The following is a 14917-nucleotide window of genomic DNA, read 5'->3' as shown; positions in this document are numbered from 1 at the left end:
TTTGCTTTTCATCTTGGATGGAACCATTGAGTGAGAAGGCTGCTTGTTATCTTCCTCAAGTCTCTATCGGAAAGGTTTTGATACGTTGAGCAAGACTTTCTTACCAACAGTTGCCAAGCCCGTGCGTATTGGAATAGGCGTTTTTCTCGGGCTAGCGGGTCTTATCGTTGTTGGAGCTCTGGTCTGGCAGGGAATTACCTCTGGGGGGAATCCTGATCCCTCGATACCTCATCTTGATCACAATGCAGTCATCGTAAACACAGGTTTACTCGTATTTCGTGAGGGGCTAGAGGCCATTCTGGTTATCGCGGCCATTACGGCTAGCATGATGGGGACCAATCAGTCCTACCGGCGCCCCATCGCGGCTGGAGCCGGGCTAGGCCTGATTGCCACAGTTATTACCTGGTTTATCGCCATAGCCGTGATTAGTGCAGTAAGCGCGCCCGCCCTGGATATCCAGGCCGCCACCGGCTTGTTAGCCATCGTTGTGCTTCTGGTCATCATGAACTGGTTCTTCCACAAAATCTACTGGACGGGCTGGATCTCGATGCACAACAAGCGCAAGCGCAGCTTGATGGCCAGCGCAAAAAATGAAGATCATTCGAGTACCACCCTGGGGCTGGCCCTGCTTGGCTTTAGCGCGATGTATCGTGAAGGCTTTGAAGTCGTGCTCTTCTTGCAAAATCTGCGCCTGCAGGTAGGATCGGCGACCGTGCTGCAAGGTGTCGCGGTCGGTCTATTCTTTACGGCCATAGTCGCTGTCTTGACGTTCTTTGCACATCAGAAGTTGCCGTATAAGAAGATGCTGGTGCTCACCGGCGTGCTGCTGGGCATCGTGTTGGTAGTTATGGTTGGTGAGAGCGCGCAAGAGCTCCAACTTGCCCACTGGATTTCAACAACGACTTTGCCTATCCCGATCCCCGATTGGATGGGTATATGGTTTGCAGTTTTCCCGACCGTAGAGTCGCTCGCGGCTCAAGCATTTGCCGCGCTCTTCGTCGTCGGTTCTTACTTCCTGGCCGAGTATATCCGGGTCTGGCGACCTCGCATGCGTGGAGCTAGACCGGCGCAGCGTCCTGAGAGCGTACCCGGCGCTGAACTGCTCACGCCGATGAGTGCTACCGTAAGCGCGCCCGCCCAGGAAGGAAACTGAGGCGTAGCAGGCTGGCCTGTATCCCTGCTTTTGATACTCAAGTCTCACTAAAAAAAGAAGATCGATAGTTCCCTCTAGATGCTGGCGTGCCTGAGAGTGTTCCCCCGCTCTCAGGCACGTTCTTTATGTAGGATTCCCACGCTGCGGCACAACGTTGTACGGTTAGAGAAACTTGTGGGCAAGAGTAAGGTCCTTGCCTGCAAGGGGCGGGACCTCCTGCGTGGAATTGCTTCAGCTGGAAGCGGGATCATTCGTCTGCTTGTAAGGTAGCTTGATTTGTTCCAGTGTGTAGTGAGTTCCACAGAGCTCGTTGAAGGCACCCAGCACTTGTATGGCGTCGGCAAGCTCGACCTCGCGGCCAAGGAGTATGTCCCAGATCACGAAAGGATGCCGGTTGCTGGCCTGAGCAAGCTTTAATAACGAGACTCCATGTGCGAGCCTTAACTGATAGAATGTTGGCTTTTGCTCCGGAGGTTGCCACATGTTTGTCTATTGATCCCTTCTATATGTTTTGGTACTGTCCCCTTTTGTTCTGCATGTGTTACAAGCTGCTTGAGCTTTACAATTTCCAGCCTCTCATCTCAAAGGAAATGGTAATATGAGCAAGATATGCAGAAAGATGCTTTAAGCTATGATACTACTTTGTTGAGGTATACGTCCTTTTCCGCGCCTCAAATTTGTTGGATGTTTCGTCTATATAAGCTGAAATTTATGCTCTAGCTGCCAACAAGGGCGACACATAGAGGTACTATGCGCGCGAGCTGCCTGTCACAGAAGGGAAGCGCAGGCCGTTCTATGTATAGCAAAGCGTTGCTCTCAGGTCGTTGTCAGGCCAGATATCTTTTGTTTAGCTGGCATTCAGGTAGAGGGCCTATAGTAGGTCAGGCACCTGATAAGCATTTGGCGTCGAGAGAGCTGGCTTGCTGACAGATGAATAGGTATTAATGGTTGGCAAACGAGAAAAGGCAGTTAGGAGGCAAACAAGCATGCTCTACCAGGATCTCTTCTTTCTAGGCCTGCTGGTTGCTCATCCTTTACCAGGGCATGTTATCCATAAGATAGTAGAGAAGCAGCAGCGCTTCTTTTATGATCTCCTTGAGCCCCAGGCTGTCTTTTTTCAGCTTGAGCGGCTCACTCAGGCCGGCTACCTCTGGCGCGATGCTTCCTCGCTTTCGCAAGGTGTGTATCAAGTAACAGAGCCGGGACGGCAGCAATTTGGGCGCCTGGTTGAGGATGGCTTGAGCATCTATACGCCGTATGCGGGGAGCCTCGATAGTAGCCTTCTACTCCTGCGCTATTTCTCTCAGGAAGAGAGCCTTTCCTTGTTGGAGACGCGGCGCGGGCAGCTTGGGCGAGCCTATACGCGCGTGGCTAGCCTCTCGATGCGGCGCTTTCCAGATAACGAGGAACATCAGCTTGTCTATGATCATCTCTGTACCCTGCTGGATGCAGAGATAGACTGGACAGATAAGTTTATTGCGTGTATTGTACAGGAAGAGGATTTCTATGCCCGGCTTATCAAGGCGCCGAGAAGTGAGAGCCGGCCGGATGCTGGTAAGTTAGCTCCTGCGCTCCTGGCCGAGAGAGCGCAACATGATATTCTTGCCATTGCATACAATGTTCTTAGCGTGCGCGGTGTGGGCTTAAGCCGTGTTGATTTTGTACTCTATTTTTTGCCCATGCTGCCGCCGGAGAGGGCGAAGCAAGCTCTGACGAGGCGCAGAGAGACGCTGGAGCGCTTGCTCACGCTCCTGGAAGAGGATCAGCATACCGAGCGCGATGCGCTAACGAGGCTGATTCATCGCCATCGCCAAGTCATGCTAGAGGTGGAGCGGCGCTGGATAGAGGGCACCTTTGCCCGCCTGACTGCCAAGGCTGGGATATAAACGGCGGAACTGCTCCCCCGGTCATCGCTGCCGTGCAGATAGAGCCGTATGTGGTTCTGGCTCCCATTTGAGATCAGGATAGTGATCTAAGGCCTGCTACTTCATGCTACAATATTGATGATATAGGGAAGTTGAGGAAATGCGCACCCTACCTGGCCTGAAGCGGAGGGAGCGGATCTGAAAAAAATTGCCCGCGTGAAACGTGGAATGTTCAGAATCCCAAAATTTCGTCAAGCTACAGGCAGAGCCGATCTATCCTTCTTTCTCTGTCTGAAAAGTAAGGAATAGTCTGGAATTAACGATGTTAGATATACGCCTACTCCCCCATAGCCTGAAACTTATGGGTTTTGTCTCTTCTGATATTGTCGAGTTCTGGGCAGCCAGCATCCAGGTCCAGGCCAGGTATCGTGAGAGCTTGCTACAGGCTCTCCAGGCAACTGCGGAGCTGCTTCCTCATCTACGCCTCTCGGGTTATTTTTTGGATTACCTGAGCTCTCAACATGAACAAACCGTCGTTTATCAGCTCAATCGCGTGCCCGGACCGGCCCAGAAAGTGCTCAGCGATCAGGAGTTAAAGTTACAGCTTGCCACACTTACTCAGCAATTGAGCGAATGGGGCATTCCTTATACACAGCAGATATATACAATGCCTCCACAGCCACAAAGGTTTTGTGTGCTTATTGGACTGGGGAAGGGCTTCTCGGGAGAATGTTTCTCGGCGGCGCAGGTGCGCAAAGTATTGCAGCGTCAGGGAAGCTGGCAAGGATCATGCCTGGAAGTGAGCATCTATGCGCTTGGTGGAGGTGAAGAGGCCTATGAGGAGGCAGCTCTGCTGGTGCCCTGCGAAAATGAGGTGGATTTACATTGGGTCTGTATGACGCTGCTGATATTCTGGCAGGAATGGGCGACGGTCTATGATAAACAGGAGCAGGTGGCCTATCGGCTGGTAACGACTCTTGAAGCGTTACGCAGCACGCTCTATCCCGCGTAACTCAAGATGGGCCTGCCCGCGCGCGCAGCCTTGAGGCGCTTTGGCCTTCTCAAGCTTAGCTGGGGAAAGGGAGCCAGGGGAATCCGCAAGAAAAAACACAGAAAGCTGACCCATCTATGGAAGAAGTACATGGTGGACTGAAGGTCATCGGCGCCGGCTTTGGCCGGACCGGCACCTACTCGCTGAAGGTGGCCCTTGAATTGCTGGGCTTTGGTCCTTGCTACCATATGCGCGAGGTTTTTCAACACCCTGAGCATGTTAAGCTCTGGAATGAGGCGATTGCTGGCCGCGACGTTGCCTGGAATGCCATCTTTGGCACGTATCGGGCCTGCGTGGATTGGCCCGGCTGTACCTTTTATAAGGAGCTTATGCAGGCCTATCCGGAGGCCAAAGTTCTCTTGACGGTGCGCGATCCCGAGAAATGGTACGAGAGCGCGTACCAGACTATCTACCAGGTGACGACCACCACGCGCTCGCCTTTTATGTCCTTCTCGCTGTTTGCAGCCCGCCTCTTTTTTGTGCGTATGCGGCGCACCATTCGCATGATCGATGCCCTGATCTGGAATGGGACCTTCGGCGGGAATTTCCTTGACAAAGAGCTGGCGCTGGAGATCTTCGCAGAACATAATGAAGAGGTGAAGCGCTCTGTGCCGGCGGAGCGGCTGCTGATCTATAACGTCAAGGAAGGCTGGGAGCCGCTGTGCGCCTTTCTTGGCGTGCCGGTGCCCTCGACGCCCTTTCCCCATGTCAACGATCGCGAAAACTTTATTGCTAATCGGGCCAGACGTTGGAAGAGCCGCTTGCAGTGGCTTGGGCTCGGGATGGCCGGCCTTGTTGCGCTTGTTGCTTTGCTAGGGCTGTTGAAGCGCCGCACTTAGCAGGTTCCCCACTTTCGTCGCGCCCACCCTGCCTCCTGCCTTATGCGCTCTCCTTATTACCTCTGCTCTGCGTGCCCGAGAAAGGCAAAAGATAGGCGTCAATAGCGTATTGATGATATATTTACATGTGTAAGTATAATGAGTATACATCCTAAGAGAGTTTAAGGTTTTCAAATGCAAAGGAGTTGTATGTGGCTCATTCAGCAGAAACCGTAAAACAAGGAGTGAAGATCATCGGAGCCGGCTTTGGGCGCACGGGGACGTTATCCCTGAAAACGGCCCTGGAGGAGTTGGGCTTTAATCCTTGTTATCACATGGTTGAGGTATTTAAGCATCGAGAGCATGCGGATATCTGGTATGCTGCCGCGCAGGGAGAACCTGTGAATTGGCGCGCATTGTTAAAAGAATATCAAGCTACCGTAGATTGGCCCGGCTGTACATTCTATAAGGAGTTGATGGAGGTCTATCCAGAGGCTAAAGTTCTCTTGACGGTGCGCGATCCCGAGAAATGGTATGAAAGCGCCATGAGCACCATTTACCAATCAGCCGAGCGTAGAGGACTCGTGCAGAATATAATGGGGCTCATGATGCCGAACATGAGAAGGTTTGTAAGGATGATAAAGGCAGTTATCTGGAATGGAACCTTCGGCGGAGAGTTTCCCGATAAAGCTCATGCGATCGCCGTCTTTGAGCGGCATATCGAAGAGGTAAAGCGCTCCGTGCCGGCGGAGCGGCTGCTAATCTATAACGTCAAGGAGGGCTGGGAGCCGCTGTGCGCCTTTCTTGGCGTGCCAGTGCCCTCGACGCCCTTTCCTCATATCAACGATCGCGAAGATTTTATGGCCAGAAGACAGCAGAGGCTGCGTCAGAATTTGTTGGTAAGCGGCGTAGTGCTGGCCGGCCTGCTGGCGGCCCTGCTGCTCCTTATGCGACAGGTGGGACGGCAAAAGCTCCCCAAGCGTGGCTAGCGCTGGCCAAAGCTAATCTGCTGCGGTCCGTAAACGGCGGCAAGGATATACTAGACAATCCTTGCCGCCGTTTCTCTGTTCATGGGAGCGCGTTAGAGCAAGATGGCTTCGGCATTGATCTCGATGCGCACCTTGTAGCCAACCGTAGCGATGCCCATGTGGGTCTGCTCAAAGCTCATGGCAAAATCGCGACGATCGATGACTGTGGTGGCATACAGGCCGGCGCGCCAGCCGCCGGAGAAAGGGTCGCGGTTGTGGCCTGTGTATTCGGCCTGAAACTCTATTGGCCGTGTGACGCCATGCAGCGAAAGATTTCCGTGCAGGGTGCAGTGATTTTTCTCCACGTTGGTTATGCGAGTGCTCTCGAAGGCAATGAGCGGAAATTTGGAAACGTCAAAGAAGTCGGCGGAGCGTAAATGGGCATCTCGTTGGGCCACGCCTGTCTGAATGCTGGCCGCCTTTACCTGTGCCTTCACCCAGGAGGTTTCGGGTTGCTGCGCATCGAGATGGATGGTGCCGCTTATATCGGTAAAGCGTCCCTTAACCGTATTAATCATGAGATGAACAACAGCAAACTCGACTAATGTATGGGATGGATCGATTTCCCAGGCCATGCAAGAGTCTCCTCTCTAGCTTCTCTTTTTCAGATCGGCTGGCATAAATATAGAATGTGTTCCTGACGATACTGTGTACGCAGGTCTGTCTTGTGGACGCGCCAATAGAGACAATGGGGAGACGGCCGGCTGGCAGCACTTTCAGTCTGCCCTTAGGGCATAATGGAAAATAGGTGTAGAGGTCGCCTGGGTAGAATATAGGCCGAAGCGAGGCTGCTCGTGCCCCGAAAGGCGGGGCGAGGAGCCAGTCACAGAGCGGCACACGAGACCATCCAGAGGATGCTGCTGCCTCTGGGCGCTGAAAAGGCAAAAAAAGCTGTAATCGCACGAAATTTCTCCCCGTGCCTGGTGAAGTCTCTAATATGAGAGCTTACCCTCCATTTGGCCAGGGCTTGCCAATTCCCACAGGAGAGGACTGCTTAAAGGACGAAGCCTTAAGCACAGGTCCCAATGTTGTAGTTCCCAGCTGCACGCGCTAGAACAAAAAGAATTGACGAGCCCCATCTATTTGGCTGTGATGGTAGCATGGATATATATTTATGTCAAATAATAGGGGAAACAAGGGGAGTTAAATAAACTGAAGTATAATAGAGCATCCTATAGCTATGCTCATGAAATAGAATGGATTAGAAAGAGGTGAGTTGAACTAAGAGGCGGCTGGCGAGGAAGCGAAACGAGCTTGCGGGTCGTGACATAGATAGATATGGTCTGGTTACTATGCCAGAATGCTATGAGAAGAGCTAGAAAGCGAGTAGACATGGAGACACGCCTATTAGGCTATGATAAGGCCGCCAACATGACAGAGATCGCTGATTGGGCCAATGCCTTGCCCGGGAAAGAGTTTCCCGGAACGCCCGGCTATAGAGTGCGCAGGATTGTCAGCTTCCAAATTTTGCCGGGAGAGGAAGGCTATGCTGCGATGGTCATGGTGGAAATCGAAGAGATGTCCCAGGATGTCGAGCAAACGGTCATTCGCGAAGCCGATGTAATTGAGATTGAGGAAATTACCTCGTCAGTAGGCGAGCCTCCTGAGAAGCCAGGACCATTGGTAAGCGAATAGCCTTGTCAGCTTGCGCGCCTTGGGGGCAAGGAGGCCCTGGCGCGTAGAGCGGGGAGTCAAAGCAAGCCTCAAGGAGGCGATAGCGGGAGAGCGTTAGTACCCGCGCGCCTGGTCCTCTGGAGCGTCTGCTTGCTCATGAGCAGATTGGCGACTGATATATTGCTCGCCCCAGGCAAGGAGACTGGTCAGAGCTGGCTCTAAGCTCTTGCCAAATTCGGTTAAAGAATATTCTACGCGTGGGGGCACCTCGGCAAATACCTGGCGCTTTATCACTCCAGCATGTTCCAGTTCGCGCAACTGAGTTGAGAGCACGTGGCGCGTTATATGTGGCAAGCCGCGCTGTAACGCGCCGAAGCGCCGGGTACCTTGAAATAACAGATATAGGATCTGGGGCTTCCATTTTCCCTCGATCACCGCCAGAGCGGCTTCGACTGGACAACCATAAATGCTATGTTGATAGGGCATAGTTTCCTCTGCGCATGTTAGTCTGCTATACAGTACTATGTCTGACAATTCTGCGTACTTGTTTGCAAACGTATTATCCCACATACTTCCTATGAGCGGGTAGAGAGCGCCAATCTGAGCAGAGGAGAACACCTGACTGTGCTCGTGTTGACTGTTTATCTACAAGCTGAGATTTGCTATGCAAGTATAGATAGGAGGAAGAAACGTATGCCAGGCTCGAAGGGTCCATTTTTTGTGAGTTCGCCAGAGCAAATGAATCGCTTTTTTGCAGCTGCCTTTAATTCGGGCGAGCTTGAGAAGCTGTTAGCCTTATATGAGCCGGAGGCCGGCGCCGTAGAGCTAAGTGGTGAAGTAAGTATAGGCGAAGACGCGCTTAAGCAACACTTGCAAGGGCTGCTGGCCTTTAGGGGCCAGATGGTCTCTGAAAATCAGTACGCCTATAGAGTTGGCGATATTGCGCTCTTGCGCGCTAAATGGCATCTGGTTACCAGAGGAGAGGACGGAGAGCCTGTCGAGTTTGAAGGCACTTCCTCAGAGGTTGTGCGCCGGCAGCCAGATGGACGTTGGTTGTATGTGATTGATCATCCTTTTGGCGGCTCGCTGGCCTGAGCCTGGGCAAGGAAGGCTGGCACCTGACCATTTTCCAACATGCGGCTCTTCCTAAAGAAGAGTTGTCAGAGCGCGCACAAAGTGGGGAGCTCATAGGCTGAAGGACCGGATCAATGCCGGTCCTTCGTAGGTTATGCGCAATAGTACAGGCTTCGCCCGCCAGCGGGCTCGCCACGCCTTTGTGCGAACCCGCTTCCCCGCGTCGGGTTCTGCGGTCTGTACCTTTATGATTAGTGAGCGTCCTTAGCCGGCTCAGGCCCTTCTTACAGCCCGTAGAATAGCGATTAATATACATGCGCCGATGATAGCGACAATGATACTGCCTATAAGGCCAAAGGTAGCTCCGGGAATTAGCAGATTGGCAAGGAAGCCGCCGATAAGGGCTCCTACCAGGCCAACAATGATATCACCGATAAGACCATATCCGCCGCCTGACATAATCTTGCTCGCGACAAAGCCGGCTATCAGTCCAATAATAATCCAGATGATAAGTCCTGTCGGGCTAAAAGCTGAGCCCAACACAATACCAAGAACTAATGCTGCATTTACCATTAATGCCTCCTCTGTGGGAATAATTACTAGATTTTACAAATGCCATTCTAGCGCTCACTGTGTATTATACGATTGATGAGGCTAAGTGGATGCAAAATTCCTGGGATCAGAGCAAATTCGTGGCCGAGACAGATGAGCGCCTCGATCTGGGATGGCAAAGGTGCAGGGCTGCAAGGCGCTCGGGTGCTGCTGTGTGCGGGTTTGCAGAGGAAACAGGCGGAGCTGAGCCCCGGCAATCTGATTTGTTGCTGCGTGCACATATTAGCTATAATAGCAAGGAAACAACCTGCAAAAAGGCAAAGTAAATGGGCAAATATAACTGGTTGAATAGCTGGCCACGCTTCCTGCTCTGGTCGCATGTGATTGGCGTGGTCGGTTTTTATGCTGTAATCTGGTGGCGTACAGCACCTGACAAAAATGATTATGTCAGAAAATTACCGCCTCAGCCGGCTCAGGAGCCAGCATCTTCCCCCTTGCAGCCGCGCGTCTCGATCATTGTGCCGGCGCGCAACGAAGAGCGCAATATTCGGCGCTGCGTAACTTCGCTCCTGGAGCAGGATTATCCCAATTATGAAGTGATTGTCGTTGATGATGGCTCTACCGACGCGACTGCCAGCATTCTTGATGAGCTGGTCACGAGCCACCCACGCGGGGAACGCTTATGGATCTTGCGCCTGCGCGATCTACCGCCAGGTTGGGCCGGCAAGCCGCATGCCATTCAGCAGGGCGTGCAGGAAGCGCGCGGTGAGTGGCTGCTCTTTACCGATGCTGACACCTGGCACGCCCCCAACGCTTTGAGCTCGACGCTTGCCCAAGCCAGGCAAGAACAGGTAGACTTGTTTACCATCGCCTCTACCCAGGAACTACCCACCTTCTGGGAAAAGACCTTGATGCCGATGGCCTTTCTGGGGATCAGCATGCTCTATCCGCCGCGGCTTGTCAATGATCCCAGCAGCCCGGTAGCCGTAGCGAATGGGCAATACATCCTCATTCGGCGCCAAGCCTATGAGCAGATCGGCGGCTATGCGCGTCCCGAATTGCGCGATACCTTGCTTGACGATCGCGACCTGGCGCGGGTAGTCAAAGAGAACGGTTTCAAGCTCAAATTTGTGGAGGGCAGCGGCCTGCTACGCGTACGCATGTATCATGGGCTGCGCGATACCTGGCGCGGCTGGCGCAAAAATGCCTTCCTGGGCAATCGCGGAGGGCTGGCGTTTGTCCTGACCCAACTCTTTGGTCTCCCGATGATCTCTATCGTGCCTTTTTTGCTGCCTTTATTGGCGCGCCTGGTGCGTACAAAGCGCAGCGTGAGTATCGGTTTACGCGAGGTGGGGGCGGCTATGGGTCTGGAACTTGGGGCGATTTTTGCCTACCGAACCTGGCTTAACAGACAGATGAGCGTCCCGTGGTACACGGCACTGACCCATCCGCTGGCCGGAGCCATCTTTGAGGGTATTCTGGCCCAATCTGCTTGGCGCATCGTGACGCGCAGGGGCGTAGACTGGCGGGGTCGCCAGTATCACAATGAGCGACAGCGCTCGGCGGGCTAGCTTTGGATCGTGAGGAGGGTTGTGTGGGAAGTGTGGCGATCGGGCTGCATTGAAGGGGTGGCTTGCGGACGCCCTGTCTCAGGGGGTTTAGCTCTATGGTGGTAGGACGGACGTAGGAGACATCCGCAAGCTTGATCACACTTATTCTTTTACTATACTTTATTTGTCATCCTCAATATATTTGCTTCAAACAGTACCATGGTAATCGTCTATGTGCTGGCAAGCTTGAAGTGATGGGTGAAAGCCCCAGCTTCTCCTTTTCCTGCCGCCCGCAGGCGGCGCACTCCTCCCAAAGCACTAAAAGACAAGAGGGGGAAGGGAGAGAAATGTGTGCAGAGCAAAGACAAATACCTTTCGCGGCTGCCTCTATTGTTGGAGACTGTGACTTAATGGTGCTCGTAGACGTGCTTCCGCAAAAGGTATTACTTTATTCTCTATCTTATTTTTACGATATTCTCAACCTGTAGCCTTGATAGAGGTACCAAAGTACGTGCAGCAAATGCATGCTTGCCAAAATAGTTCATCCCCTGCGCAAATTTTTTGGCGATTTGCGCCTTGAAGAGAAGTAGGGCTGAGCGCGCGCCAGTTAATATGAAATGTGGGCAGCGTAGACCCACCTCACTATTTTTCTGGGTTAAGAGGTAAAATCTGAAAATAAGCTGATGATCTCCTGGCAAACATCATGCTGATCAGATATACTAAAGGAAGATGGTGTTGTTGGCTTCCTTCACACGAGAAGTAACATGTCATGAAAGAACCATTTTTCCTACTCACGTCGCTTGTGGGGCTCAAAGAGCACAAATAGCAAAAAGCAATCTTGCATAGATTTATTTATGATAGGTAATGGGAGCTTTTATGAATAGAAGAAGCCAAATTACCAGTACTGTAACTTTAGCGGTAATTCTCACCTCGATCAGCGGTATTTTGGGAAACGCTGTTCCCCTTCCTGCTTTCGTAAAGGATAATATATGGCTTCTCCTGGCGTTCCTGGCTCTCTGCCTTCTTGCCTTAATCTTCCTACAAGTGAGAGAACAACTGGCGCAGCCTGGCAAGGCGCCTCCTGTTCCGGCGCCAGCATTGCCAGAAGTCAGCACGCCTGATATGACATCAGCGTCGCCAGAGGCTACCATGCCTGCCGTACAGCCTCATCAACCTGTTTCTTCTGCTCACTTTTTCAGCAGAGACCCACGGTTTTTTTCCTGGCAACAAGAGCAAAAGCGACGGCGTATCTGGCAAGCACTGTCTGAAGGTCTCAACGGGAAAGATGTCCTCACAAGAGTTCGTAAGAGAAGTGTCCCTTCTAACTGGCGCGTCATTCCCCTCTTCTCTCTCGCCGATTTCGTATGGCCTATGTTCGTGTCTGGCTGTGGTTGGGGCCTCATAGGCCTGGTTGGCTCCAGTATGCTCATAGGGCTGGCTATAGGTGCTGGGAATTCTTTCCTCTCCATCCACAATTTCTTGCTGCAGATAGGCGCTGCAGGAGATACTCCCCCCGACTGGCTCGTCTCGGCATCGCTACTGATAGGGGCTATTGGAGCTGTGTTTGGAGGCGTAGTGGCATGGGTCTTCCAGGAGCGACCGGTTCTGGCCCTTCTCCCGGATGGATTTGTTTATGGGGACACCACATTCCAATGGGGGCTTATGTTGTCAATTTTGGGCATGTTGCCGCACTTGAAGTGACGTCTTCCCAAAGGGCCCTCTCGATAACTCCACGTACCGATGAAGGGGAGAAGATATCAGTCACAATCCCAACTGATCCTGACGCGTTAGAGAGTATCGTTACGGCTTATGAACGCTTCAAAGCCAGCAGTTCTGTTTAGGATGCACTCATCTTGCGGACTGGCTAACGATTCGTGAGGATGAATGAGGAAATACGTACAATGCCTTCTTGTGTCTCTTGATAAGCTAGCTGGATATTTTTGTTACGCGGGCCGTATAATGTCAAGCGGGAAAGCCCGGTAACGCTATTTTGCGGTAAGGATAAAGCGAGATGCATATGTTTAGATGCAGTAGAGGGAGTAAAGGATAAAATGACTACACTGGGTATTCGTAATCCACGGACAGGCAGAGAAGATTACAGTATCACCTTACCGGAAGCGCATGAGCTGGCCAGACGCTGTGCTGAGCTGCGCGCGAAGCAGTCAGCCTGGTCCGCGCTGGGCGTCGCGGGTCGCAGTATCGTGCTTCAGCGCTGGAAGGAAGAGCTAAGCCAGGCGCGCGAGCCATTGATCCAGGCCGTGACTACCGATACCGGGCGTTTAGGCGAATCGGTCCTGGAACTTGAAGGCGTGCTGGGAACAATTGAGCGCTGGTGCCAACAGGCGCCACTTAGCTATGTTGAGGAGCGCAAGCCCTCGCAGGTGGTCCCCTTCATTCAGATCAGTAGCGATTACGTTCCTCATCAGTTGGTAGGCATCATTAGTCCCTGGAACTTTCCGCTGCTGCTCTCCCTTATCGATGCCATCCCGGCTTTGCTGGCCGGCTGCGCTGTGCTGATCAAGCCCAGCGAAGTCACGCCGCGCTTTGTCGCTCCCCTATTGGAGACGATTGCCCGCGTACCTGAGCTGCGCGATGTGTTCTATGTGCAGGTTGGCGATGGTACTACGGGCGCGACCCTTATCGAGTACGTGGACGCCCTCTGCTTTACTGGCAGCGTGGCAAACGGGCGCAAGGTTGCCGAAGCCACTGCCCGGCGTTTTATCCCAGCTTTTCTTGAACTGGGCGGAAAAGATCCGGCCATCGTACTGCCTTCCACGGACCTGGAGCGTGCGACAACGGCTCTACTGTGGGGATCGGTTGTCAATACCGGACAGTCCTGCCAATCGATCGAGCGCATCTATGTCGCGCGCACAATCTTTGACGAATTTGTCGCGCGCCTGGTTGAGAAGGCCAGGCAGCTCAAGCTGGCCTATCCCGAGTACACAAGCGGCCAGATCGGACCCATTATGGCCGTGCGCCAGGCCGGGACCATTGAGCGACACCTGCGCGATGCAGTAGAGAAGGGTGCCCGAATTCATTGTGGTGGCGCGATTGAGACGCATGGCGGCGGGCTGTGGTGTCTGCCCACGGTTCTGACGAATGTCAAGCATACTATGCTGAATATGAGCGAGGAAAGCTTTGGGCCTCTGCTGCCTGTCATGGCCTTTGATACGCTCGAAGAGGCGATCAGCCTGGCTAACGATAGCCTGTATGGCTTGAGCGCTTCAGTTTTTGCCGGCAGCGCGGAAGAGGCCGAGGCCGTGGCCCATCACCTGGAGGCAGGAGCTGTGAGCATTAACGATGTCTCGCTGACAGCCTTTGTGCATGATGGCGAAGAGCACTCATTTAAATATTCCGGCCTGGGCGGCTCGCGCATGGGACCGGCGGCCATCAAGCGCTTCTTGCGCACGCGTGCCCTGCTGACCAATCCTGGTATCAATGATCCCTGGTGGTTTCCCTTTCCGGCGCCCAGCCAGCAGTAGAAGCTTGAGCAGACCAGCAGCCCGGCAAGCAGAAAAGCCGGGCTTACTTGTGGTTTGAGAAAAGTTGGAGCGCAGGCGGGCTCAAAAGCGTGTGACTTGTATGGAAAGAAGAAAAGCTGTGAAAATATTATGGAAAGTGCTGGCGCCCGATTGGTGCCCGCGCCGAGCTGCGGCGGCTGGCCTGGTTGCCACGCTGGTCTATAGCGTCTTCATGGAAGAGGACAGGTATATTATAGGGAATTATTTTAACGACGTACAGTTTATCCAGGGCATGCTTGTCGGTAAAGAGAGCAGCAAGGGGTCCTGGTTGCTCTCCTGGGGCGTTCACCTGCTTAACGGTGTGGCCCTGGCCCAGGTCTATGCCGCCCTGGCCAAGCGCTGGCTGCCCGGTCCAGGCTGGCTAAAAGGCTCGCTTTTTGCTAGCGGCTTTGTTGCTGCGGCTTGGACCCTGACCCCGCTTGCCGATAAATACCACCCCTTGATTAAGGACGGCGAGATGCCTAAACTGGCCACCTGGAAATCCTTCTGGCAAAATATATTGCGCCACCTGGCCTTTGGTATTACCCTGGGCTGGTTATATCGCAGTCGAGAGGAAAGATAGAGCACCTTTTTGCTGTACGCCTGGCGCTCAAGTCGCTCCTTTCGGGCCCGAGACAGTCAGGTGTACAGCCAGAGGTAGCACGATGGCCAGGAAAAGTCCGTGGATAAAAGAAATTAGCTTGCCTTGTGA

Annotated in this window: 15 protein-coding genes; 11 read left to right on the top strand and 4 right to left on the bottom strand. The window is 53.2% G+C overall.

Going from position 1 to position 14917, the window contains the following annotated elements:
- Window positions 1-85: 85 nt before the first annotated feature.
- A complete protein-coding gene (locus EPA93_RS27690; RefSeq protein ID WP_207229224.1) occupies window positions 86-1153 on the top strand; it encodes an FTR1 family iron permease in 1068 nt (355 codons plus the stop codon).
- 231 nt (window positions 1154-1384) lie between these two features.
- Here the strand turns inward: EPA93_RS27690 and EPA93_RS27685 are convergent, their stop codons facing one another.
- Entirely contained in the window at window positions 1385-1636 is a 252-nt protein-coding gene (locus EPA93_RS27685; RefSeq protein WP_129890608.1) for a hypothetical protein, read from the bottom strand.
- A 503-nt stretch (window positions 1637-2139) separates the two neighbouring features.
- On the opposite strand from EPA93_RS27685, the gene EPA93_RS27680 reads away from it, so the two are divergent.
- From EPA93_RS27680 to EPA93_RS27665, 4 genes are all read left to right on the top strand, one after another.
- Window positions 2140-3039, top strand: a complete 900-nt coding sequence (locus EPA93_RS27680) for a hypothetical protein (RefSeq protein ID WP_129890607.1) — start codon at window positions 2140-2142, stop codon at window positions 3037-3039.
- A 301-nt stretch (window positions 3040-3340) separates the two neighbouring features.
- The gene (locus EPA93_RS27675) at window positions 3341-4030 is read left to right on the top strand and encodes a hypothetical protein (protein WP_129890606.1); all 690 of its coding nucleotides are present in this window, start codon (window positions 3341-3343) and stop codon (window positions 4028-4030) included.
- A gap of 116 nt (window positions 4031-4146) precedes the next feature.
- A complete protein-coding gene (locus EPA93_RS27670; RefSeq protein ID WP_165423432.1) occupies window positions 4147-4908 on the top strand; it encodes a sulfotransferase family protein in 762 nt (253 codons plus the stop codon).
- A 191-nt stretch (window positions 4909-5099) separates the two neighbouring features.
- Entirely contained in the window at window positions 5100-5876 is a 777-nt protein-coding gene (locus tag EPA93_RS27665) for a sulfotransferase family protein (protein ID WP_207229223.1), read from the top strand.
- 92 nt (window positions 5877-5968) lie between these two features.
- Here EPA93_RS27665 and EPA93_RS27660 read toward each other — a convergent pair whose 3' ends face one another.
- Window positions 5969-6490 carry a YceI family protein gene (locus tag EPA93_RS27660; protein WP_129890605.1) on the bottom strand — a complete coding sequence of 174 codons (522 nt, stop codon included), beginning with the start codon at window positions 6488-6490 and terminating at the stop codon, window positions 5969-5971.
- A 757-nt stretch (window positions 6491-7247) separates the two neighbouring features.
- Between EPA93_RS27660 and EPA93_RS27655 the strand changes: the two genes are divergently transcribed.
- Window positions 7248-7550 carry a hypothetical protein gene (locus tag EPA93_RS27655; protein WP_129890604.1) on the top strand — a complete coding sequence of 101 codons (303 nt, stop codon included), beginning with the start codon at window positions 7248-7250 and terminating at the stop codon, window positions 7548-7550.
- 93 nt (window positions 7551-7643) lie between these two features.
- Here the strand turns inward: EPA93_RS27655 and EPA93_RS27650 are convergent, their stop codons facing one another.
- The gene (locus EPA93_RS27650; RefSeq protein ID WP_129890603.1) at window positions 7644-8015 is read right to left on the bottom strand and encodes a winged helix-turn-helix transcriptional regulator; all 372 of its coding nucleotides are present in this window, start codon (window positions 8013-8015) and stop codon (window positions 7644-7646) included.
- Window positions 8016-8222: 207 nt separating this feature from the next.
- Between EPA93_RS27650 and EPA93_RS27645 the strand changes: the two genes are divergently transcribed.
- Window positions 8223-8624 carry a YybH family protein gene (locus EPA93_RS27645; protein WP_129890602.1) on the top strand — a complete coding sequence of 134 codons (402 nt, stop codon included), beginning with the start codon at window positions 8223-8225 and terminating at the stop codon, window positions 8622-8624.
- A gap of 252 nt (window positions 8625-8876) precedes the next feature.
- Here EPA93_RS27645 and EPA93_RS27640 read toward each other — a convergent pair whose 3' ends face one another.
- Window positions 8877-9176 (bottom strand): GlsB/YeaQ/YmgE family stress response membrane protein, encoded by a 300-nt coding sequence (locus EPA93_RS27640; RefSeq protein WP_129890601.1) that lies wholly within the window; start codon window positions 9174-9176, stop codon window positions 8877-8879.
- Window positions 9177-9481: 305 nt separating this feature from the next.
- Between EPA93_RS27640 and EPA93_RS27635 the strand changes: the two genes are divergently transcribed.
- From EPA93_RS27635 to EPA93_RS27620, 4 genes are all read left to right on the top strand, one after another.
- Window positions 9482-10726, top strand: coding sequence for a glycosyltransferase (locus tag EPA93_RS27635; RefSeq protein ID WP_129890599.1), 1245 nt, complete (start codon window positions 9482-9484; stop codon window positions 10724-10726).
- 855 nt (window positions 10727-11581) lie between these two features.
- A complete protein-coding gene (locus EPA93_RS27630; protein ID WP_129890598.1) occupies window positions 11582-12406 on the top strand; it encodes a hypothetical protein in 825 nt (274 codons plus the stop codon).
- Window positions 12407-12756: 350 nt separating this feature from the next.
- Window positions 12757-14187, top strand: coding sequence for an aldehyde dehydrogenase family protein (locus EPA93_RS27625; RefSeq protein ID WP_129890597.1), 1431 nt, complete (start codon window positions 12757-12759; stop codon window positions 14185-14187).
- Window positions 14188-14305: 118 nt separating this feature from the next.
- Window positions 14306-14788 carry a hypothetical protein gene (locus tag EPA93_RS27620; RefSeq protein ID WP_129890595.1) on the top strand — a complete coding sequence of 161 codons (483 nt, stop codon included), beginning with the start codon at window positions 14306-14308 and terminating at the stop codon, window positions 14786-14788.
- The last annotated feature ends 129 nt before the right edge of the window (window positions 14789-14917 follow it).

Origin of the sequence: Ktedonosporobacter rubrisoli, from assembly GCF_004208415.1 — a bacterium.
GTDB lineage: Bacteria > Chloroflexota > Ktedonobacteria > Ktedonobacterales > Ktedonobacteraceae > Ktedonosporobacter > Ktedonosporobacter rubrisoli.
The sequence above is the reverse complement of the archived record's forward strand: the minus strand, read 5'-3'. Positions and strand labels throughout refer to the sequence as shown.

Excerpts from the sequence above, each read along its gene's own strand:
- EPA93_RS27685 (WP_129890608.1), bottom strand. The coding sequence starts at position 1,636 with ATGTGGCAACCTCCGGAGCAAAAGCCAACATTCTATCAGTTAAGGCTC.
- EPA93_RS27680 (WP_129890607.1), top strand. The coding sequence starts at position 2,140 with ATGCTCTACCAGGATCTCTTCTTTCTAGGCCTGCTGGTTGCTCATCCT.
- EPA93_RS27675 (WP_129890606.1), top strand. The coding sequence starts at position 3,341 with ATGTTAGATATACGCCTACTCCCCCATAGCCTGAAACTTATGGGTTTT.
- EPA93_RS27670 (WP_165423432.1), top strand. The coding sequence starts at position 4,147 with ATGGAAGAAGTACATGGTGGACTGAAGGTCATCGGCGCCGGCTTTGGC.
- EPA93_RS27660 (WP_129890605.1), bottom strand. The coding sequence starts at position 6,490 with ATGGCCTGGGAAATCGATCCATCCCATACATTAGTCGAGTTTGCTGTT.
- EPA93_RS27655 (WP_129890604.1), top strand. The coding sequence starts at position 7,248 with ATGGAGACACGCCTATTAGGCTATGATAAGGCCGCCAACATGACAGAG.
- EPA93_RS27650 (WP_129890603.1), bottom strand. The coding sequence starts at position 8,015 with ATGCCCTATCAACATAGCATTTATGGTTGTCCAGTCGAAGCCGCTCTG.
- EPA93_RS27645 (WP_129890602.1), top strand. The coding sequence starts at position 8,223 with ATGCCAGGCTCGAAGGGTCCATTTTTTGTGAGTTCGCCAGAGCAAATG.
- EPA93_RS27640 (WP_129890601.1), bottom strand. The coding sequence starts at position 9,176 with ATGGTAAATGCAGCATTAGTTCTTGGTATTGTGTTGGGCTCAGCTTTT.
- EPA93_RS27635 (WP_129890599.1), top strand. The coding sequence starts at position 9,482 with ATGGGCAAATATAACTGGTTGAATAGCTGGCCACGCTTCCTGCTCTGG.
- EPA93_RS27630 (WP_129890598.1), top strand. The coding sequence starts at position 11,582 with ATGAATAGAAGAAGCCAAATTACCAGTACTGTAACTTTAGCGGTAATT.
- EPA93_RS27625 (WP_129890597.1), top strand. The coding sequence starts at position 12,757 with ATGACTACACTGGGTATTCGTAATCCACGGACAGGCAGAGAAGATTAC.